Below are 20,775 nucleotides of genomic sequence, written 5' to 3'. Positions count from 1 at the left end.
TAGAATTATCAAATAACTATAGAATTATCAAAAATGGAAGCATTAGCGCAACAACAGATCAAAAAACAAGAAGAGCGGATTAGTATTGCACAATCCAATCAAGATGTAGAAGTTTTAAAATTCAAATTTCACTATACAACTTCGATTAATGAAGACATGGGTAATATAACTCTGGTTACCTACAAAGATAATAGTATTGTAGGAGAAATGGGTATTACTGCATTATTAGGGGTTCCTCAATATGGTACTTTGTATCTGAATGGGGACTTTACAGTACAAGGTGATAATAATGTTGTTAAATTAAAAGGAAAAGGATTTTTTACTTGATTTTCATATGGAACCAAAGCATATGAACAAGATATAGAAATTATTATGGAAAAGAACTGGTCAAAAGGTACAATACCAAGTTTGGGGACAAACGAGGTAGTTGTAAAAATTAGCTAGTGAATTAAAAGACACAGCAAATCTTTTTTATTTATCCCGATATATGGTGATTTTCGTTTAAAAGGGATACAAAAGAGATTTGTTGTTTTTTATAGCATATGTAGACACTAAATTATAAATGATAAGGTGGTTAAAGAGGTTATGAAAAAGCCTTGTTTTTCATCATTAAATGCGAAATTTTTTCAGCGATTTTGGATTCAAATCCTTTTTCTAAAACACCCAATTGATGGTAATTATGAATATCTGTACCTGTGAAGTCGATATAATCCAGATCGACTAATTTTTTGGCAAAAGATTTAATGTCTTCACCATAATATCCTGATAAGGATAGTAGATTAAGTTGAAACAGGAAACCCGAATCTTTTAGTTTATCAAATTTTTTAAGATCATTTCGATAAAAAGAATATCTCTCTGGGTGAGCTAATATAGGAGTATACCCTGCTAACTTGATTTCAAATAGAATTTCTGTGAGATTGAGTGGAGGACTAAAAGTGGACATTTCGACTAGGATGTAGTTCTGATGTAATGGAAGAATATCATTATTTTTTAAACGATTAAATAATAAATCATCCATCATATATTCGGCACTCGCTTGTACTTCTATATGTGATATTCCCAAAGGAGGAAGGATCTCCTTTAGTTCTTTTAATTTATTGGTAATCGTTTTTGATGTATTCGGCCATACATCTTGCATTATATGAGGGGTGGTTATAATTTTTTTTATGCCCAGATTTTCAAATTGTTCCAGAATATAAGCAGATTGGTAAATAGTTTTTACCCCATCGTCAATACCTGCAAGCAAATGCGAATGAATATCTATATATCCATTAGGCACAATCTCATTAAGAGGAGTATCTTTTTTTGATAAAAACTGCAATGTGTTCTTTGTTTTGGGGTGAACGTAAAATAAAAAAAATATCTAAATTAAACTAATATCCTCATGGATTTATACTAAATATGACGTAAAAATAAAAATTTATTGTGCATAAAAAAACTGCTTAAGAAGATCATTTCTTAAACAGTTTTTGTTATGATTGTTACTAAAGCGTTACCTTTTTGTGATATCTCCTGACCCAGATACTTTTTTGTCTTCTTTTTCTGGATTTCCTTTATAAAAAATATCACCAGATCCCGATACTCGAGCTTTTAGATAAGAAGTAGCCATAACTTCTATATCCCCAGAACCAGATACTGTTGCTGTTACATTTTTGGCCTTGAGATCATAAGCAGAAAGATCCCCAGAGCCAGATACATTTCCGTTAAAACTTTCTGTAGCTCCCTTAATAGCTAAATCACCACTGCCAGTTACCTGCCCCCAGATACTTTTTGCATTAACAACAAGTTGAACGTCTCCAGAACCCGAAACCCCTGTCTTAAAACTCGAAGCTTTAATTGTATCAGAACTATATACATCTCCTGATCCAGATAGGGTTACTTGACTTAGATCCTCAAAAGGAACAGTTATGATCAATTTTTTACCATATGATGGCTTTAAATAATACCCTTTCTTTACATAAATTCTAAGAATATCGTTTTCTACATCGGTAATAATATACTCTATAAGGTTACTCTCTCCTTCGATACTAATTTTTCCCTCGGTACCTGATATTAGAGATACGTCCAGACTTCCTTTTACCTTGATTTGATCATAATCAGAAGTTGTTCTGTCTTTGGTAATAGAGTTACCATTTCCACTAATCTTCTTCCCGTTTCCCCACCATTGCGCCTGTAGAGAAGTTATACTGCATAAAGCAAGACCTAAAATAATTGCTACTGTTCTCATTTTATTGATTTGATGTTTTGTTGTATTAGTTTTTTCTTAATTTGATCCCTCCATAACTAGAGGTTATATTGATAGTATTAGGACTATTTGATTGACCATAATATCCTTGATAGTCTTTAGTAGAGCTTTTTGAATATTTTTTCTGTACCGTTATACTCTCATCTACTTTTATACCTCCATAAGAAGTCCTTATTTTAAAGTTAAATGCTGATCCATCCTCATATCCTAGATCGATACCTGTATAATCGGTTTTAATTGTTACATTCTTAAAAGAAGATTTTAATGTTTGCACATTGATAGACCCGTAGTCAGAATTGATGCTAAGTTCTTCAGATATACTGCCTATTTTAGTACTTACATAATCCGAATCTCCTACAACTTTACCACCATTTTCAATACGAATGGCTCCATAATCACAGTTGTAATTTAAAGTTTTAATGGTTTTAAATTTTGACTGTGTATAATCTGCATTAAGGTCAATTCTATTGCTATTACCTACTTCAAAATCAGAATAATCAGCATTGATTTTACCTCTTTTTATATACGCAATACTACTATTGTTGGTGTAATCTATATTTATATAATTATCATTACCAAACAGTTCACCAAGAATGATTTGACCATAATCACAATTAATCTTTGCATTGCCTTTGATTTTATCAAGAGTAATGTTGCCATAATCATTATTAAGATCAATATTATTGGTAAGAGGAACTTTTACCGTATAGTTAATTTTCATATTTAGGTCATTGTTCCAGCCACTTGTCCATTTATCCCACCAGGAACTATCACTTTTGTTAAAAATAGTTTTAGCACTTACCATTTGAGAAGATGATTCAAAATCGACATCAATTGACTTAAGTTTTTTAATTACTTTTTCTTCATTATTACCACTTACTTTAATACTAATTTCCATAACAATTCGGTTTTCATTCCAGGAAGTTATATCCAAATTTCCATAATCGTTATTAATTTTTAATAAAGCATTTGCACTTACAGAGAAATCTTTTTTCAATGTTTTTTCTTTGGTGTATTTACCTTTCAGATTTCCGTTACTTGCTATTACCATTGTTGGAATTAGTAGTAACAGGATTATATTATAGTATAGAGCTTTCATTTTCTGATATTTTAAATTGGTTAATATTGTTAATTTTTTGAAGCACTTCATCTAGTAGATTAGCACGTTTTTGAAAATTCTTAATCATAGCACTTATCACTCGTTTATCATTTCCGCTATGAAAAAGATCTTTTTTTAATACTTCATAATCAGATTCTAATTTTTCTAATTGATGCATTGCATCCAAAACTAATTTTTGTGTTTCTGGAGAAGAAACTTTATTAATTTCTTCAAGTTGCACTTGAATAGCAGAGGTAAAAAAGCTTTGTGTTTCTTGCATTTGAGGAGAAACATTGGCTAAATCTAACTCATTTTTAGAATCAAACATAAAAGTCATTGTGACCATTCCTAATAACACAGCGATTGAGGCTGCAATCATAAGAGGTTTGTACCAATTTGTTTTTTTTGGATTAAGATGAACAACTTTTGTTTCATTTTGTTGTTTCAATTTTTCCAAAAACTTCAATTGATGATCAACAGATGGTTCATGAATATCTAGTTGACCTTTAGTATGCTCAAATAATTTGTCTATTTCATCAGTTTTCATACAAATTGTAATTTTTTTCGTAAACTTTCTTTTGCGCGCGAAATAAGTGTACGACAATTAGAATATGATATATTCATTATTTGACAGATCTCTTCATAATCATACCCCTCTATGAGGTGTAATGATAATGCAGTGCTATAGCTGTCTTTTAGTTGCGTTAGTGTATTTAATACTGTTTTTGCTTTTACAGATGACAAGTCTTCTTCTAGTATTCCAACGCTATCTGTAAGAGCGTATTCAACAGTTTCTAGCGCTACTTCACGATGGATATCTTTCTTACGTGATGCAGTTAAGCTAGCATTAATAACTATTTTCTTTAGCCAGGCTCCAAACATAGTATTGTTTTCTAGCATTGACAATTTTGTAAAAGCTGTCAAAAAAGCTTCTTGCATAATGTCCTCCGCCTCTGCAGTATCTTTTATAATTCTCAATGCTGTGTTGTACATTGCCTTATAATAACGATTATACGTTTCGAGCTGCGCATTTTGATCTCGCTCGCGGCATTTCGCAATTAATTGCTCTGTATTTAGTTTGGTTAGTGACAAAAAAAATAATTTACTTTACATAAAGATATAGATAGATGTGCTTTGTTACAGTTTTTAAATATTATTTTTAAAACTTATGGCATAACAATTGAATTATAAAAAACAAAATTACTTAAGAACCCCCCGTTTTATTTGGGTTTATGTGATTTTGAATGAGTTTCAATAAATTTAAAAAAAGAATGTCGTTTTGTGGTAATGACAAAATGACTTTGATATATACTTATGGCGAAAACCAAATTTACGACACTTGACAGTTTGTCATTTCAAGGAATTGATGAAGATGCAGAATTAATTCCATTATTGACACCCGAAGATGAAGAAGAAATAGATAAAGAAGATTTACCTGAGATATTACCTATTTTGCCTTTGAGGAATACGGTATTATTTCCTGGTGTAGTTATCCCTATAACCGCTGGGAGAGATAAATCTATAAAACTTCTTAATGAAGCTAATAACGGAAATAAAACCATAGGTGTTGTTTCTCAAAAAGAAGAGGGTATAGAGAACCCCTCTTTAAAAGATATTAACAGAGTAGGAGTAGTAGCCCGAATACTTAGGGTGTTAAAGATGCCAGATGGTAATACTACGGTTATCTTGCAAGGAAAAAAACGATTTCATATTGATGAAGTGGTGGAGGAAAATCCTTATATTAAAGCTAAAGTTAAAGAGGTTCCCGAAGCAAGACCAGCTAAAGAAAATAAAGAATTTAGTGCTATCATTGATTCTATTAAAGATTTAGCTCTAGAAATAATCAAAGAAAGTCCTACAATTCCTTCTGAAGCGTCATTTGCAATAAAGAATATAGAGAGTAATTCTTTTCTTATAAATTTTGTGTCCTCTAATTTAAATCTTCCAGTAGAAGAGAAGCAAAAATTGTTAGAAATTAATGATTTGAAAAAGAGAGCTTTGGCTACATTAAAATATATGAATGTAGAATTCCAAAAGCTAGAACTCAAAAATGTAATCCAAAGCAAGGTTCAGCATGATATGAGCCAGCAACAGAGAGAGTATTTCTTACATCAACAGATGAAAACCATCCAGGAAGAACTAGGAGGGGTTTCGCATGAAGATGAAATTGAGGAAATGCGTGTGCGTAGTAAAGAAAAAAAATGGGACGAAAAGGTAAAAGTACATTTTGATAAAGAACTTGCCAAGATGCAACGCATGAATCCTCAGGTTGCAGAATATTCTATACAGCGTAACTACCTGGATCTATTTTTGGATTTACCTTGGAATGAGTTTAGTAAGGATAAATTTGACCTTAAACGAGCTAAAAAAGTATTAGATAGAGACCATTATGGGCTAGACGAGGTAAAACGTCGTATTATAGAGTATCTCGCAGTATTAAAACTGCGCAATGATATGAAATCTCCGATATTGTGCCTGTATGGACCTCCGGGAGTAGGTAAAACATCATTAGGTAAGTCTATTGCAGAAGCCCTTGGTAGAGAATATGTAAGAATATCACTTGGAGGATTAAGAGATGAGGCCGAAATACGAGGGCATAGAAAAACATATATAGGTGCAATGCCAGGAAGAATTATCCAAAGTCTTAAAAAAGCAGGTACCAGTAACCCTGTTTTTGTATTGGATGAGATAGATAAGCTTTCGGTAGGTAATCAAGGAGATCCATCTTCTGCTTTGTTAGAAGTTTTGGATCCAGAGCAAAATTCTGAATTTCATGATAATTTTCTTGAAATGGGATTTGATCTTTCTAAAGTGATGTTTATCGCTACTTCTAATAGTTTAGGAACCATTCAGCCTGCACTCCGTGATCGAATGGAAATTATCAATGTTACAGGATATACTATTGAAGAAAAAGTGGAGATAGCTAAACAACACCTTCTACCAAAACAACTAGAAGAACATGGATTAGACAAATCACACATAAAAATAGGAAAACCTCAATTCGAAAAAATAGTAGAAGGATATACTAGGGAATCTGGAGTACGTGGTTTAGAAAAACAGATTGCCAAAATGGTACGTTATGCAGCCAAAAACATAGCAATGGAAGAGGAGTATAATGTAAAAATTAGTAATGAGGATATTATAGAAGTTCTGGGTGCTCCTAAGTTAGAACGTGATAAATATGAAAGTAACGATGTAGCAGGAGTTGTAACCGGGTTAGCATGGACAAGTGTAGGTGGAGATATCCTTTTTATAGAGTCTATTCTTTCTAAAGGTAAAGGAAATTTGACAATTACTGGTAACTTAGGGAAAGTAATGAAAGAATCAGCGACTATCGCAATGGAGTATATCAAAGCAAATGCGGTAGATTTGGGGATTAAACCAGAGATCTTTGAATCTTACAATGTACATATACATGTTCCTGAGGGTGCTACACCAAAAGATGGACCTAGTGCAGGAGTAACAATGCTTACTTCTTTGGTTTCTTTGTTTACACAACAAAAGGTAAAGAAAAGTCTCGCTATGACAGGTGAGATAACATTAAGAGGAAAGGTATTACCTGTAGGAGGAATAAAAGAAAAGATTCTTGCGGCAAAAAGAGCTCATATAAAAGAAATATTACTTTGTGAAGATAACAGGCGAGATATCGAAGAGATTAAATCTGAATATCTAAAAGGACTTAAATTTCATTATGTAAAAGAAATGAGTGATGTTCTTAAACTCGCAATAACGAATACTAAAGTTAAGAATGCGAAGAAGCTATAAATAAATTGGTAACTAATAAAAAAGCCTGAATATCTATGATATTCAGGCTTTTTTATTAAAAATAATCTAATTTACCTTCTTTTTTTGACTAGAACATCTATATATAAATCCAAGTTTTTCAAAACCTTTTCGCTTCCTTTTACTACAGTTTTAAGTGGTTGATCGCCCAGATGAACAGGCAACTCGGTAGCCCTAGATAATCGTTCATCTAGACCTCTTAGCATTGATCCTCCACCAGTTAAGTAAATACCAGATTTATAGATGTCTGCAGAGATTTCAGGAGGAATTTCAGAAAGGGTTTCTATAATTGCATTTTCAATTTGCATGATTGATTTGTGAAGACTCTTTTCAATTTCTTTATACGATATCAGTATTTGTTTTGGCTTTCCGGTTAGCAAATCTCTTCCTTCAACGGCCATTTTATCAGGGGGGAAATCTAATTTACTTACGGCAGAACCAATTCTTATTTTAATCTTTTCTGCCATTGATTCTCCTATATGTAAATTACGAGACTCACGTATATATTGAACAATATTTTCATTAAAAACATTCCCAGCAATCTTTAAGGATTGTCCGCTGATTATTTTGCCTAAAGAAATAACTGCAATTTCTGTAGTTCCTCCTCCAATATCAACTACCATATTTCCTTTTGGTTCTAATACATCGATCCCTCCACCAATTGCTGCGGCAATAGGTTCATGTATTAAAAATATATTTTTGGCGTTAAGCCGTTTTGCAGATTCATGTACAGCTCTCATTTCTACTTCGGTGCTTCCACAGGGTATAGAAATAATCATATTGTACGAAGAAGAAAAAACTGAAGGATTAAAAGGAGATAGCTTTTTAATAAATGTTTTAAGCATTTTTTCTGCAGCATCAAAATTAGATATGACCCCATTATTGAATGGGTATACTGTTTTTATATTTTTATTGATTTTTCCTCGCATCATTCCAGCTTCCATACCTACAGCAATAATTTTTCCAGTGATTTGGTGTATCGCTACGATAGAAGGATTATCTACTACTATTTTCCCTTTGTGAGTAATAAGTGTGTTAGAAGTGCCAAGATCTATTGCAATTTTTTGGTTTAAAAAATCAAAAAAGCCCATGATAAGTGTACTTAGATTAATATGTATGTGATTTAAGGTCTAATTAAAGTAACTTACATTCATGCAAAAAGGGGTTTGATGATAAATAACTTAAGTAAGGTATAAATATTGTATTTGTAGCTGTTTTTTACAACGATTCTCAGTTAAAAAGTGATAGTAACAAGGTAAAAAACTTCTTAAAAGATATATTTTTTAATGCAAATTTATATTTTCCAGATAGTTTGGTTTACTTTTGGTTTTCGATAAACAAATTATTTATAAAAAATTGGGCGAAAAACAGATTATCATTGCCATTGATGGTCATTCTTCAACTGGCAAAAGTACAGTAGCTAAGCAATTGGCCAAAGCACTAGAATATATATATGTAGATACAGGGGCAATGTATCGTGCGGTTTCGTTGTATGCAATGAGAAACGGATTTATCGATGAATCTCATTTTGATCAAAAGGCACTAGAAAACAACCTTGATAAAATTTATCTCAAGTTTAAAATTAATCCTCAGACGGGATTAGCCGAGGTTTTACTTAATGACGAAAATATAGAACGCCAAATTAGAACCCTTGAAGTTTCAAGACATGTAAGCAAAATAGCTGCGGTTTCTAAAGTACGTAAGAAGTTGGTAGAACAGCAACAAAAAATGGGTGAAGACAAAGGAATTGTAATGGATGGTAGGGATATTGGGACTGTTGTTTTTCCTAATGCCGAGCTTAAGTTGTTTATGACAGCTACTGCAAAAGATAGAGCAGAACGTAGATTTCTAGAACTTAATGAGAGGGGAGAAAATGTGACCTACGAAGATGTTTTAAAGAATGTTGTAAATCGTGATCACATAGATAGCACGAGAAAAGATTCTCCTCTTAGAAAAGCTGAGGATGCTATCAAAATTGACAATTCTAATCTCACACTCCAACAACAGTTTGAACAAATTTTGAAATTAGCAAAAGAAACAATAGCAAAAGCTTAACTTTTAGGTTGTTGTATTGTGATAGTAACATTAGTATTTAGACGACTTAGTTTTCTAAATCAATATGAAATATTCTACTCTGTCACGATCAATACTAATGTTTTGGAATGCTAAAAAGAATCTGATATAACATTTTTGTCAAGGCCTTGGTTTATAGGCTCACGGGATTCATATAGCTTCATGTCTTCTTTAACCCATTCAATTAGCTCTGTGTATTTATTATCCCCTCTTAGAATCAAAACTCGATTTAATCTAAAAACATGGTCTGAGACTTGTTTGTACTTTTTTATACTAGTATCAGAAACTAAATAAAATGGTTTATTCACCAAAATCTCGTATTGTCGACCATCGTTTAATACAATTTGATCCTTACGTTCATAAATGATATTAGTTTTGGATAAAGATTGTGAGTAATTATTTACCACAGTAAACAAACAAAATATAAGTAATAGTCTTTTCATATCGTAGTAATTAAGGCATCACAAAAATACGGTAAAACCATAATGAAATATGTTTTTTAAGGAAAAGACCTTTTGTTTTTCGATGAAATACAAAATAATAGGTTATTTGACTAGTAAAATTATCAAAATCGCAATGTGTTGTGTCGCGTAACAACCCAAACCAATAAAAAAGCCGCCCAACAAGGCAGCTTTTTTATGGTTTTATAAACTAAAAAAATTGTTTAGAGATTTGGTATAATAAGTTCCTGATCTGGGTGAATAACATCAGGGCTTTTAAGGATGTTGGTGTTTGCTTCGAATATCGCCTTATATTTCATAGGGTCTCCGTAATAGTGCTTTGCAATTTTACTTAAAGACTCTCCACTTTTTACAGTATGTCTATGATAAACAGACTCATCAGCTACTTTGATATCAGCAAGAATATCAGAAGGAGAATCTCCTCCTATTTCTTTTATTTCATCCCAAAGTAGATTTTTTTCATACTGGGTATTTGCAGTACCTTTAATCTTAAGAGTTCCATTTTCTTCAGATACATCTCCGTCCTGGATATTTAATTTTTGTCCTAAATCCAGAACACTTTGATATTTTGCTTTTACCATAACTAAGTTTGATTTTAAATTATTAATTAGCTTTATCCAAATATAACAAATTATAAGATGGTGTTAACATGATTTTTTAATTAAAAAATCGCGAATTATCGGTAAAATGCATAATTTATCTATATTCGGACACTTATTTAAACAAATACCTAATGTTTCGTAAACGCTTCTATTATCTCATTCAGTTACAATATCTAGGTTTTAGATATCATGGTTGGCAGAAACAACCTACAGTTAATACATTACAACGTATGGTCGAGAGAACAATTACTTATGTCCTCGAACATAAAAACTTTAAGATTTTGGCTACCGGAAGAACTGATGCCAAGGTATCGGCTAATGAAACATACATAGAATTATTTGTAGATCATACTCCTATTGAAGAAGAGGTTTTCTTCTTATTATTTAATCAAAACCTTCCTCAGGACATTAAAGCTTTAAGTATTCAGCAAACTGACGAAAAATTTAATATTATTCAATCTCCAAAAGTAAAAGAGTATTTATATTTGTTTTCTTATGGAGAGAAATTCCATCCATTTTGTGCCCCTTTTATGTATAATATTGTTGATGAATTAGATATATCTTTAATGCAAAAAGCTGCAAAATTATTTGAAGGGAAGCATAACTTTAGATCGTATTGCCATCGACCTTCAGAAAACACAATTTTGGAAGGAGAAATATTTCATTGCGAAATTAAAAAGAATGATGTTTATACGGCTAATTTTTTTCCGAAGGAGAGTTATATGTTACAAGTTAAAGGCGAAGGGTTTAAAAGAAATCAAATTAGACTGATGATGGGAGCATTGTTGGACTTAGGGAAAGATAAAATTAGTTTAGATTTTTTTAAACAAACGTTAGATCCTAATGCAGAAGAAATTACACTAGAACATATTGTACCCGGCTCAGGGTTAATATTAAACTCAGTTGAATTTAAAAATTAAAATATGAAGGTATTATCTACAAATATTGGTGAATCCAAGACAATAATGTGGAGAGGAAAAGAAGAAAAAACAGGGATTTATAAATATCCTACAGAGGTTCCTATATATTTAGGTAAGGAAGATGTTCAGAATGATAATGTAATTGATAGGAGATACCATGGAGGAGTTGATAAAGCTTGTTATTTGTATTCGAAGGATCATTATTCGTACTGGGAAATGAAATATCCAGATTTAGACTGGAATAATGGAATGTTTGGTGAAAATCTCACAATAGAAGGTTTTGACGAAAAAAAGGTAAAAATTGGTTCTATTTATAAGTTAGGAGAAGCAACAGTACAGATCTCTCGCCCAAGACAACCTTGTTATAAACTGGGAATTCGTTTTGAAAATCCTGCTGTAATTAAACAAATGATAGATTCTTTGTTATCTGGTGTGTATGTTCGAGTCATTAAAGAAGGTTTGGTTTCTGCTGGTGATGAATTTACTTTAGAGAAGGAAAACTTTGAAGGAATATCTATAGCAGAATTATATACTTTGTTATTTCATTATAATGAAGCAGATCATATTGATCTGGCAAAAAGAGCGATGGATGACCCCCTTATTTCTGATAGTGATAAAAAATATTTTGGAAAAAAAGTATAAGTACTCAATTATATATGAAAGATATAGTGAAACTGTATAGTGCTGATAAGAAATCTTCTGTTACAATTGACAAAGGAGAATTAGTAAGTTATCTGGTAAATGATATAGAAATAATGCATCAAAAAGAGGATGCAGGATGGGGGAGTACAGAAATTGAAATGTTTCCTATCATTGGAGCAACAAAAGGAAATAATTTTTCTGTAGTAACGCCTAGAGGAGACTCAAAACTCGATCAGCATGGTATTTTACGAACATTAGATTATTCTACTGAAAAAACAGATAGTACTACTGCTAGTTTTTATAAAAAATATAGCGCTAATACTTTGGTATCTAATCCAAAGTTTCCTCATAAATCTTCTTTGAAAAAATTGAATTGGCCATATGATTTTAAATTCTTAAAAACATTTGCAATTACCAATGAAGGATTAAAGATATTATTTGAAATAACATCTGAAGTAAATATGCCTTTTATGTTAGGTTTTCACCCTGCATTTAAGGTTTATAATCATGATTTTGTTATTAGAACTGAAGACAAAAGCATTTCGTTAGACAATATTCTAGAGGTTGGAGCTAAGGCTTTTTTACTAGAAAAATGTAAAGATTTAACTTTAGAAAATAATGGAAACCTTGGAGTAAGGTTAAGAACTAGTGGTTATAGACATATCATGTTATGGAGTGAAGTAAAGAATATGGTATGTATAGAACCCATAACTTTTTACCCGCCAAGTGTTACTACGGGTGATTTACACACAGGGTTTGATCATAGTTCGGGGTATGAAAAATTTGAAGTCGTTATTTCCCCTTCAGTTTCCTGATCTTATAATATATCATATGTCAATTTGGTGATATTGGAGATGGTCTGAAAAACAAAGATTTATAATTTAGTCTTAGACCATTTTATTTGATGTATTTTGAGATTGATTTATTTAGCGATTTAATATCAAAAGGCTTCGTAATGGCACCATCCATACCGCATTCGTGAATTTTAGTTTGGTAATTTTCTAGATCCACTGCTGTTAGAGCAATAATCGGTATCTTTTTATTGAATGTTCTAATTATTTTGGTGGCTTCATATCCGTTTATTTGTGGCATGTTTATATCCATAAGTACAAAATCAAAAGAATCAGTATTGCTTCTTAGTAGTTTTATTGCCTCTCTTGCATTGCTTGTTAATGTTATTAAAACACCTTCTTTTTCCAAAGTTTTTTTAGAAACCAATCTGTTAATTTTGTTATCATCAACAACGAGACATTTTTTGTTAATCAGTAAATTACTCTTTGATAATTCCTTTTTTAGCCTATTGTTAACAGCCATTTTCTTATTACCAATCGGAAAAGTAATTGCAAAGAAAAAAGACGAACCTACGCCCAATGTACTCTCTACATTAATCTTGGAACCATGTAAATCTAATATCTTTTTGATAATTGTAAGGCCTAATCCTGACCCTATGTGCTTGGAATTTGAGTTAGGAGAAACCTGTTCGAACTCTTCAAAAATCCGTTCTAATTTCTCTTTAGGAATTCCTGATCCATTATCAGAAACTCTAAAATGTAAAGTGGTCTCTGATGATGTGTTTCTAAGCTTACTTATATTAAGAGAAATAGTACCGTTTTCTGTAAACTTGCAGGAATTACCAATTAGATTCATTAAAACTTGAGTAAGTTTTAAATGATCGCCAATAATATACTGATTAACTTCTGAGCCGATATTAATTACAATCTGGTTGTTATTTTGAGTTTTGAAGTAATCAAAAGAAGAGACTATTTTATTTGTCATTTCTCTTAAGTCAAAATGCTCCAGAATTATCTTATTATTTTTTTTAGTATCTAGACTACTATAACTAAGTACATCATTTATAAGTGAGTGTAGATAATCTGCCGAAAATTTTAAAGAGTTAATTTCTTCCGAATATTTTTTTAACTCAGGGTTATCTAATAAAAAAGCACTAATTCCGATAATCCCGTGTAAAGGAGTTCTAAGTTCGTGACTAATGGTAGATAGAAGTTTGGTTTTTTGACTTGTCAACTTTTCTGTTCTGTTTTTTTCGGCAATGATTAGTTCATTTTTATTTTTAAGCGTTGTGATAAGTTGTTTTCTTTTATGAATAATATATAAGAGTATTGATAAAAGACAAATGAATAATATTGATACCCAAATGAGAAATTGGTTAACTAAGTTTTTGTTTTTAAGTATTTCTTTTTGAAGCTTATTTTTGGTATCCATAAATTTAATATGATTTCGATATTCTTCAATTTCATACTTTGCAATAAAATCTTGATACTCTTTTTCTTTATTCACACTGATATTGACTTCTTCTAGATCAATATATTTTAATAAAACCTTAGAGGCTTCTGTATATTTTTTTTGTTTGTATAAAATCTCTCCTAATGTTTTATGCAAATCTTTGATATCCTTGGTTAAGTTTTCTTTTTCTGCTAATATTATAGCTTTTCTTACATGTTTTTCAGAGAGGTCATAATTTCCTATGGCAGCATAATACAGCGAAAAATTAGAATCAATACCACATAAGACTGCCGGGTAAGGAACATGTTTTCTGAGTTCATTTAGTTTGGATACATAAAAAAAAGCATTATCTAGTTCATTAGCATCATATGCGGCATAAAATGCATTATATGACAATTGAGCCATACCCAAAGAATCTTTTATCTTTTCAAAAATTTTGTATGATTTTTTATAGTAGTAAAGTGAACTGTCTAATTTTTTCAGTCCTCTGGAATAAAAATTACCAAAGTCCATGTATGTATTTGCTTTGGTAGTATCATTATCTATTAATTGAGTGTATTTGTAAGATTTAAACAAATTTTCTTTAGCCAAAATAGTATCTCCAATTTCTGCATAACCCGATGCAATAGCATTGTATGCATCGATAGTGGAGATTGTATCTTTGAGATTTTGTGCCTCTCTTAGATATTGGATATTCACCTTTAGGGCTTCGATAAATTTGTATTCCAAATGCAAAACTATTGCAGAATCTTTTAACTTTTCTAGATAGCTTTTACCCTCTCTTTGTTGCGCATGAAAAGAAAGTGTATTCAGAAAAAACAAGAATAGAAACACATATTTCATTGATAATTAAAGGTTTAAATGATTTTAAGTCAAGAGAAAAACAATTTTAGTTGGCATAAAAAAAATGATTCTCCTTTAATTATACGGATTAACAGTAAATAAATTACGAAATATTATTTGATTTATAGGTATGAAGCTAATTAGTTTTTTTTAAAACTTGCCACTCTTTTATAGAATATAGAGTTAGGTAAGATAATTTGTTTTTCGAATTACCAATATCCTTTATTAGTAAATAGCAATGTGGATTTGTACCTTACAAGGAGGTATAATAGGAAGAGTAATAAACGTTTATATTAAAAAAGTACCTTAATCTTATGTATCCTTTTCTTCTAAAATGGTTAAGGCTAATTTAATTGTGTTATAGTCAATCGCTTGCTCGAAATGATCGAAATAGCTTTTTAATGTATCCGGGTTATCCAATTCTTCTTTTGCTTGTCTAACTGATTTTATATCTTCCTTGCTAACGAATTGTTTCAAATCTATTTCCTCTCCATCTTCATATAGTTTCATAATATGAGAAAAGATGGTTGATTGTGCTAGTTTACGTTTAACCGTTATTTCTTCGATTGATAGACCTTCTTTATATAAAGCTAGCGTTTCTTTATATGTATTTCCTTTTTTAGTACTTGTCTTTCTCTTCTTTTTTGTTTTCTCAGCAGAGAAATCAATGATTGCTTTAATGAATTGATATCCATAATTTTGCATTTTTTTTCGGCCTACACCACTGATTTGCATAAATTCATCATCATTAACAGGTCGAAATTTTTCCATTTCTTTAAGTGAGGCGTCACTAAAAATCTGGTAGGCAGGAATACCTGCTTCTTTAGCTAATTCTAGTCGTAGTTGTCTTAGCTTTTCAAATAAATTTGGAGCGGCGCCCTTATCGATTTGTTCTATTGCGACTTGTTTTACTTTTTCAAACTCTTTAAGATGGGCAAGGCTTACTTTTTCTCCTTCAAATAATACTTTTCGAGAAAGTGAAGTAAGCTTCAATTTATTATTTTGATGAAATGCAATTTCAAGATACCCTTGGTTAATTAATTGGATAATATATTGCTGCCAGTCTCTCCAGGCAATATCATTACCAATTCCATAAGTTTTAATCTTTTGATATTCTTTGTCATATACCGCAGCGTTTTGTGCACCTCGTAATACATCAATAATAGTTCCTATTGGCTCTTGTTCTTTACAACGGACTACTGTAGATAATACTTTTTGTGCAATAATGGTTCCATTGATAAAAGTTGGTGGGTTTTTACAAACGTCACAATTACCGCAATTATCTTCTATTAATTCTCCAAAATAGCTTAGCAAAATTTTGCGACGGCAACTTAAAGAGTCTGCATATTGTTTCATGCGATCCAATTTTGCCAATTGTACTTCCTGGTTTCCAGACATATTGGCAAATTTTTGTAGTTGTACTACATCTGCATAACTATGAAAGAGAAGGGTAGAGGATGGTATTCCGTCTCGACCGGCTCGTCCAATCTCCTGATAGTATCCTTCAATATTTTTTGGTAAATTGTAATGAATCACCCAACGTACATTAGACTTGTCTATCCCCATTCCAAAAGCGATGGTAGCACATACTATCTGTACAGTATCATTAATAAACCCTTCCTGGACCTTTGAGCGTTTAGCATGGTCAATACCAGCATGATATGCTTCTGCGTTAAAGCCTTGGTTTTGTAGTTTTTCGACAAGTGTTTCTGTGGTTTTTCTACTTAGGCAATAGATAATACCACTATCATTAGGTTTGTTTTGAAGGAAATCAATGATTTGTTCAATTCTTTTGTTTCCAGGACGTACTTCGAGGCTTAAGTTTTTGCGATCAAAAGATGCCAGATGCTGGGTAGCATCTTTAATATTTAGTTGTTCACAAATATCTTGGCGTGTTGCTTTATCTGCTGTAGCGGTTAATGCGATTACAGGTGTTTCGGGAAATCTGTTTTTAAGGTATCCCAATTGTGTATAAGCCGGTCTAAAATCATGTCCCCAAGCAGAAATACAATGTGCCTCATCTATAGCGATTAGACTGATGGTTATTTGAGAAAGAATAGTATCCAAAAATGAAAGACTTTCTGGAGCGATATAAAGTAGTTTAATCTCTTTATTTATAAGCTTTTGATAAATCTCTTGTTGTTCATTTTCGGTTTGGCTACTATTAATGTAAGCTGCCTGAATACCATTAGCCATAAGACCATCTACCTGATCTTTCATTAATGCAATTAAAGGAGAAATCACCAATGTTACACCTGGCAGTAATAGAGCGGGTAGTTGATAACATATCGATTTACCCCCACCTGTAGGCATTATAACAAGGTTGTCTTTTTTATCAAAGACAGAATCAATGATTTCTTGTTGTAAGGGTCTAAAACTATCATACCCAAAATACTCTTTTAGTGTATGTAAAAGTTGTTGTTGATCTGGCATAAATACAAAGAAAAGAAAATAGCTTGGGAAAAAAGAATTTGTTTGGTCTGTTACTAATTTTGTCTATCGGTTTTTATAAAAACCTTGTGTTTTTTGCGCTTCTTTACAACTGTTAAAGAATATTAGTGAGGTAAGTTGATAGGGACCAGAGCATTCGAAGTTCGAACTTTTTAGTAGAATCTTTGGAGGAGATTTCAGAATACGCAAAAGAGTACCAAGCTTTATTGATAGCTTGCTAACATCATTTTCCTTTAAAAATCTTTTACTTTTTTTATACCTCTTGATGCGAATTAAATAACGTTTAGTGTAAAATACGTTTTAATGCATTTTTACATATTGTTGTAGTGTCGTTTTAGTATTTTAAGCTTTCAAGCTCATTTTTAAAAAATGTTTCAAATTCCCTCTTAATAGTTAATCTGTTTTGCTTGATTAAATCAAAAATTAAGTCTTTAATTGTTAATACTCTAGTGTCGATTTTTGGTTTTTCATTTAACTTAAACAAAGAATACAAACTCAATTTCTTTCTCTCACTAATTGGCAGAGGAAGCTGATTTTTTATTGCTTTATAAATTTTAAGTCTATCTGTTTGGTTAAATTTTTCGTCCAAAAATGACTCACTGGATAATTCGTTTTCAAATAGATTTTGTGTTTTCAGTGAATTTAAGATTCTGGATTTGAAAAATATGTATGCAATATCATTACGTAAAATAACATTATTATGAATAAGCTCTAACTTTTTGTTATCTAAAGGAAAACTAAAACTGTGTTTTTTTTCTAGTTTTTTAATGTTTTCTGGATAAGTTCTCATCTATTATAATCTTTTTACATCTTATTTTAATGCTAACATTTCTGTATGATGCGTTTGTATCCAGAAGGGTGCATATGCATTATACAAATTGTTACAAAACGTTTTCGTTAGCCTTTTACTTTTATTAATATAGGGTTTTCTGGATCAGTTACTTCATAATTTCCCTTTTTGAATGGAATTGAAAGAATGATATTTTCCTCTTGATAAAGTTTAAGAGTAACAGTCATTTCCTTTTTCTTCTTATACATCTTTATTTTTAAATTCCATTTTTTGTCTGGAATATTGTCTTTAGGAACTAAATCTAAAGATGAAACATATTTTACAATAAATAAGTGGTCTTTTAAGAACCAAGTATTTTCAGTAATATCTACTACTTCATTGTCTTCTATACTTACAGTTTTAAAACTCAATTGATAATCCCCTTTTTTAGAAACAAATTTATCTGAGCTTAATTTTTTAAAGAAAAGAGTGTCTTTTGAACAATTAGAAAAAATAAGTTTAACCTTAGTATAATTTTCCTCCCCTGTAGGTTGCCCAATAAGTGATAGTGGAGAAAATAAAATTAACAATAATTTTACTATTTTCATTTCAATATTTTTTTAATTATTTCAAAAACTACATTTTTTACTTCATTTGCTCTTGATATAGAACGTAGATTTCCTAGATGAAAATGTCCTACAGGTATTTTTGAACCTATTTGATCTCGAACTTTAGTCGAACGATACATTATTTCATTTGACAAATAATTGCTTCCTGATCCTTCCTTAGGACTCCTATTTGTATCAAAATACACCTCATTGCCTTTAAGCATAATGGAAGTTTTATCTCCAAATATCTTTTTATTAGGTAGAGTAGTTTCCGTGTAGTTTTGATTTTGATTAGCAATGAATCTTGATGAATCATATTGAGTATCCGAATTACCAATTCCTAAGTTATCGTGAAAACCTCCTCTAAATTCAGTTGCGAATTTTTCAATGTCAAATCTTGGGTTTCCTCCATTTAAACTAGTAGTCATTATTAAATCAATCTCTTTTATGTTTGCTGTAACCACCTTTTCAACAAAGCTTTTATCAAAGTCTTCATACCTTACAGGAAATATACAAGTTTGGATATAATAACTATCAAAAGTTCCATTAAAGTATAATGCAATAATTCCAGAAGGGTTAAATGTAGTTGTAGAACTAGCACCCATTGAACTATTAAAACTAATATCAGGATTTAATTGAAACGGATCAAATCCAGTAATCAATACTTTTTTCTTATTCCCAGCCTTAGAAAAATCAATTCCAGTATAATTCCTGCTTTTTTCTTCAAATAATGTGATGATATCTTCAAGTTCGGTATCGTCATATACAGTAGAGGTTTCTAGATTAATTTGGTCTTTGAATAATGGATTTCGTTTTAACCAAGTTTGCATTTTGTTTCTTGCCCAATATAAAGGTCGGTCATCCAAATTAGCATCTATTCTTTTTGGTATTTCTTCATATAGTTTCTCATCTTTATCAAGCCCCATTTCGCTTCTTACTTTTTCTGAAAGGATTTTTTCCTTTTTAACTACTTCTATAAATCCTTGCGCATGTTTTACTGCTGTATTCCAAAGTAATTTTGATTTTTCTTCTACTAGAGATTTAATTTCAGGAGCAGAGATGTCTTTTCTGATTACTTCTTTAATAAATTCATGAACAACGATTTTAATTTCAGAATTACTATTTATGAATTTGTTTTCATAATTCTGTTCTTTATTCTTTTCTCCGTTATTATTTGTATTAAACAAGCCTATAAGCTCTTCGTAATTTCTGCGATAGGTTATAGGCTTTAGTTGATCAGTATCCTCATTAGGCAATTCATAGACACGATTACTATCTACAAACTTTGCTTCAAAAACAAAAGTTAATGCTTTGTTTGTATTAATTTCTGTTTGATGAGTTTTATAATTATACCTTTCTGTTTCTTCATTATACCAATTCGGATCTAGATAAAAAGGATTTGAGATAGCCTGATTGTTTTTTACTTTGACCGTAAATTTTAAGGTTTTTGCATTTGTTTTTAGATCAATGTATTTGCCCCCTTGTTTTGCTTTTATCTCTACCTCAATTTCTCTTTCATCAGAAACATTGGTTGTCATTAATTTAATTTTAACCTTTTCCCCATAAAGAACAGTCTCATTTAAACCTTTATTTTGGAAAAGTTTTTTGTTATTTTCATCTATCCAAAAACCGTTAATTTTACCAACTATTTTTAAAGGCAGTTTTTCTTCTATATGCGGATAATCAGGAAATGTGATTGTAGCAACTATTTCTTCAGTATCCTCATGTAGAAACATTTTTCTTCCGTCAACATATATAAAATCGTTATTTTCTTCTTCTGAATTCATTAAGTTGGTTTTAATGTTTTGTAAAACGTTTAATATATGTGTCGTAGCAGGGCAAAATGTTACCTTGCTTTTCGATTTTTCTGCGCATTGGTTGCTAACTTTTACGTTGCAGCAAGCATTGCGCCTTACCAAAAATACAACAACTATTCGATTCATCCCTTATCTGCTATGATCACATATATAGTGTTATGGGGCGTATCATTTTTACAAGCCAGAACTTTGTAGATATACCGCAGTAAAGTGATATC

The 20,775-nt window shown here is 31.1% G+C and carries 19 protein-coding genes; 6 read left to right on the top strand and 13 right to left on the bottom strand.

The features are described 5' to 3' along the window. Positions 1-33 precede the first annotated feature (33 nt). A complete protein-coding gene (locus C1X07_RS03240; RefSeq protein ID WP_103068519.1) occupies positions 34-327 on the top strand; it encodes a hypothetical protein in 294 nt (97 codons plus the stop codon). 256 nt (positions 328-583) lie between these two features. On the opposite strand, the gene C1X07_RS03235 is transcribed toward C1X07_RS03240, so the two are convergent. The 5 genes from C1X07_RS03235 to C1X07_RS03215 all read right to left on the bottom strand — a co-directional run bounded on the left by C1X07_RS03235 (position 584) and on the right by C1X07_RS03215 (position 4,436). Next, on the bottom strand, positions 584-1,321 hold the full coding sequence (locus C1X07_RS03235) for a tyrosine-protein phosphatase (protein ID WP_103068518.1): 738 nt from the start codon (positions 1,319-1,321) through the stop codon (positions 584-586). A gap of 171 nt (positions 1,322-1,492) precedes the next feature. Beyond that, positions 1,493-2,227: a head GIN domain-containing protein gene (locus C1X07_RS03230; protein ID WP_103068517.1), complete on the bottom strand. Its 735-nt coding sequence runs from the start codon at positions 2,225-2,227 to the stop codon at positions 1,493-1,495. A 25-nt stretch (positions 2,228-2,252) separates the two neighbouring features. Beyond that, positions 2,253-3,344, bottom strand: coding sequence for a DUF4097 family beta strand repeat-containing protein (locus C1X07_RS03225; protein ID WP_103068516.1), 1,092 nt, complete (start codon positions 3,342-3,344; stop codon positions 2,253-2,255). Beyond that, entirely contained in the window at positions 3,325-3,891 is a 567-nt protein-coding gene (locus tag C1X07_RS03220) for a hypothetical protein (protein ID WP_103068515.1), read from the bottom strand. The genes C1X07_RS03225 and C1X07_RS03220 overlap by 20 nt, the downstream gene beginning before the upstream one ends. Beyond that, positions 3,888-4,436, bottom strand: a complete 549-nt coding sequence (locus tag C1X07_RS03215; protein ID WP_103068514.1) for an RNA polymerase sigma factor — start codon at positions 4,434-4,436, stop codon at positions 3,888-3,890. The genes C1X07_RS03220 and C1X07_RS03215 overlap by 4 nt, the downstream gene beginning before the upstream one ends. Positions 4,437-4,658: 222 nt before the next feature. Here C1X07_RS03215 and lon point away from each other — a divergent pair, with 222 nt between their 5' ends. Continuing rightward, a complete protein-coding gene (gene lon / locus C1X07_RS03210) occupies positions 4,659-7,109 on the top strand; it encodes an endopeptidase La (RefSeq protein WP_103068513.1) in 2,451 nt (816 codons plus the stop codon). 71 nt (positions 7,110-7,180) lie between these two features. Here the strand turns inward: lon and mreB are convergent, their stop codons facing one another. Further along, positions 7,181-8,218, bottom strand: coding sequence for a rod shape-determining protein (mreB, locus tag C1X07_RS03205; protein ID WP_103068512.1), 1,038 nt, complete (start codon positions 8,216-8,218; stop codon positions 7,181-7,183). Between the two features lie 265 nt (positions 8,219-8,483). Here mreB and cmk point away from each other — a divergent pair, with 265 nt between their 5' ends. After that, complete coding sequence (cmk, locus tag C1X07_RS03200; protein WP_103068787.1) at positions 8,484-9,182, top strand: (d)CMP kinase; 699 nt, start codon at positions 8,484-8,486, stop codon at positions 9,180-9,182. Between the two features lie 110 nt (positions 9,183-9,292). On the opposite strand, the gene C1X07_RS03195 is transcribed toward cmk, so the two are convergent. Continuing rightward, positions 9,293-9,643, bottom strand: coding sequence for a hypothetical protein (locus C1X07_RS03195; protein ID WP_103068511.1), 351 nt, complete (start codon positions 9,641-9,643; stop codon positions 9,293-9,295). 221 nt (positions 9,644-9,864) lie between these two features. Then, positions 9,865-10,242, bottom strand: a complete 378-nt coding sequence (locus C1X07_RS03190) for a LysM peptidoglycan-binding domain-containing protein (protein WP_103068510.1) — start codon at positions 10,240-10,242, stop codon at positions 9,865-9,867. A 152-nt stretch (positions 10,243-10,394) separates the two neighbouring features. On the opposite strand from C1X07_RS03190, the gene C1X07_RS03185 reads away from it, so the two are divergent. Genes C1X07_RS03185 through C1X07_RS03175 form a run of 3 tightly spaced genes read left to right on the top strand, consistent with a single transcriptional unit; the run spans position 10,395 to position 12,640 of the window. Continuing rightward, positions 10,395-11,183: a tRNA pseudouridine synthase A gene (locus tag C1X07_RS03185; protein ID WP_103068509.1), complete on the top strand. Its 789-nt coding sequence runs from the start codon at positions 10,395-10,397 to the stop codon at positions 11,181-11,183. 3 nt (positions 11,184-11,186) lie between these two features. Next, complete coding sequence (locus C1X07_RS03180; protein ID WP_103068508.1) at positions 11,187-11,825, top strand: MOSC domain-containing protein; 639 nt, start codon at positions 11,187-11,189, stop codon at positions 11,823-11,825. A gap of 14 nt (positions 11,826-11,839) precedes the next feature. Beyond that, the gene (locus tag C1X07_RS03175; protein WP_103068507.1) at positions 11,840-12,640 is read left to right on the top strand and encodes an aldose epimerase family protein; all 801 of its coding nucleotides are present in this window, start codon (positions 11,840-11,842) and stop codon (positions 12,638-12,640) included. A gap of 82 nt (positions 12,641-12,722) precedes the next feature. Here the strand turns inward: C1X07_RS03175 and C1X07_RS03170 are convergent, their stop codons facing one another. From C1X07_RS03170 to C1X07_RS03150, 5 genes are all read right to left on the bottom strand, one after another. Continuing rightward, complete coding sequence (locus tag C1X07_RS03170) at positions 12,723-14,912, bottom strand: response regulator (protein ID WP_103068506.1); 2,190 nt, start codon at positions 14,910-14,912, stop codon at positions 12,723-12,725. A 312-nt stretch (positions 14,913-15,224) separates the two neighbouring features. Then, complete coding sequence (gene recQ / locus C1X07_RS03165) at positions 15,225-17,345, bottom strand: DNA helicase RecQ (RefSeq protein WP_103068505.1); 2,121 nt, start codon at positions 17,343-17,345, stop codon at positions 15,225-15,227. 352 nt (positions 17,346-17,697) lie between these two features. Further along, positions 17,698-18,153, bottom strand: coding sequence for a hypothetical protein (locus tag C1X07_RS03160; protein WP_103068504.1), 456 nt, complete (start codon positions 18,151-18,153; stop codon positions 17,698-17,700). A 107-nt stretch (positions 18,154-18,260) separates the two neighbouring features. Continuing rightward, on the bottom strand, positions 18,261-18,740 hold the full coding sequence (locus tag C1X07_RS03155) for a hypothetical protein (protein WP_103068503.1): 480 nt from the start codon (positions 18,738-18,740) through the stop codon (positions 18,261-18,263). After that, a complete protein-coding gene (locus tag C1X07_RS03150; RefSeq protein WP_103068502.1) occupies positions 18,737-20,527 on the bottom strand; it encodes a C15 family peptidase in 1,791 nt (596 codons plus the stop codon). Before C1X07_RS03150 ends, C1X07_RS03155 begins: the two co-directional genes overlap by 4 nt. Positions 20,528-20,775 lie beyond the last annotated feature (248 nt).

The organism is Aquimarina sediminis (assembly GCF_002895435.1).
Taxonomy (GTDB): Bacteria; Bacteroidota; Bacteroidia; order Flavobacteriales; family Flavobacteriaceae; genus Aquimarina; species Aquimarina sediminis.
Note: the sequence above shows the minus strand (reverse complement) of the source record. Positions and strands in the feature narration are given on the sequence as shown.

Bases quoted from the DNA above. Each gene is read 5' to 3' on its own strand.
- C1X07_RS03240 (WP_103068519.1), top strand. From the start codon at position 34: ATGGAAGCATTAGCGCAACAACAGATCAAAAAACAAGAAGAGCGGATT.
- C1X07_RS03230 (WP_103068517.1), bottom strand. From the start codon at position 2,227: ATGAGAACAGTAGCAATTATTTTAGGTCTTGCTTTATGCAGTATAACT.
- C1X07_RS03225 (WP_103068516.1), bottom strand. From the start codon at position 3,344: ATGAAAGCTCTATACTATAATATAATCCTGTTACTACTAATTCCAACA.
- C1X07_RS03220 (WP_103068515.1), bottom strand. From the start codon at position 3,891: ATGAAAACTGATGAAATAGACAAATTATTTGAGCATACTAAAGGTCAA.
- lon (WP_103068513.1), top strand. From the start codon at position 4,659: ATGGCGAAAACCAAATTTACGACACTTGACAGTTTGTCATTTCAAGGA.
- mreB (WP_103068512.1), bottom strand. From the start codon at position 8,218: ATGGGCTTTTTTGATTTTTTAAACCAAAAAATTGCAATAGATCTTGGC.
- C1X07_RS03195 (WP_103068511.1), bottom strand. From the start codon at position 9,643: ATGAAAAGACTATTACTTATATTTTGTTTGTTTACTGTGGTAAATAAT.
- C1X07_RS03190 (WP_103068510.1), bottom strand. From the start codon at position 10,242: ATGGTAAAAGCAAAATATCAAAGTGTTCTGGATTTAGGACAAAAATTA.
- C1X07_RS03185 (WP_103068509.1), top strand. From the start codon at position 10,395: ATGTTTCGTAAACGCTTCTATTATCTCATTCAGTTACAATATCTAGGT.
- C1X07_RS03180 (WP_103068508.1), top strand. From the start codon at position 11,187: ATGAAGGTATTATCTACAAATATTGGTGAATCCAAGACAATAATGTGG.
- C1X07_RS03175 (WP_103068507.1), top strand. From the start codon at position 11,840: ATGAAAGATATAGTGAAACTGTATAGTGCTGATAAGAAATCTTCTGTT.
- C1X07_RS03170 (WP_103068506.1), bottom strand. From the start codon at position 14,912: ATGAAATATGTGTTTCTATTCTTGTTTTTTCTGAATACACTTTCTTTT.
- recQ (WP_103068505.1), bottom strand. From the start codon at position 17,345: ATGCCAGATCAACAACAACTTTTACATACACTAAAAGAGTATTTTGGG.
- C1X07_RS03160 (WP_103068504.1), bottom strand. From the start codon at position 18,153: ATGAGAACTTATCCAGAAAACATTAAAAAACTAGAAAAAAAACACAGT.
- C1X07_RS03155 (WP_103068503.1), bottom strand. From the start codon at position 18,740: ATGAAAATAGTAAAATTATTGTTAATTTTATTTTCTCCACTATCACTT.
- C1X07_RS03150 (WP_103068502.1), bottom strand. From the start codon at position 20,527: ATGAATTCAGAAGAAGAAAATAACGATTTTATATATGTTGACGGAAGA.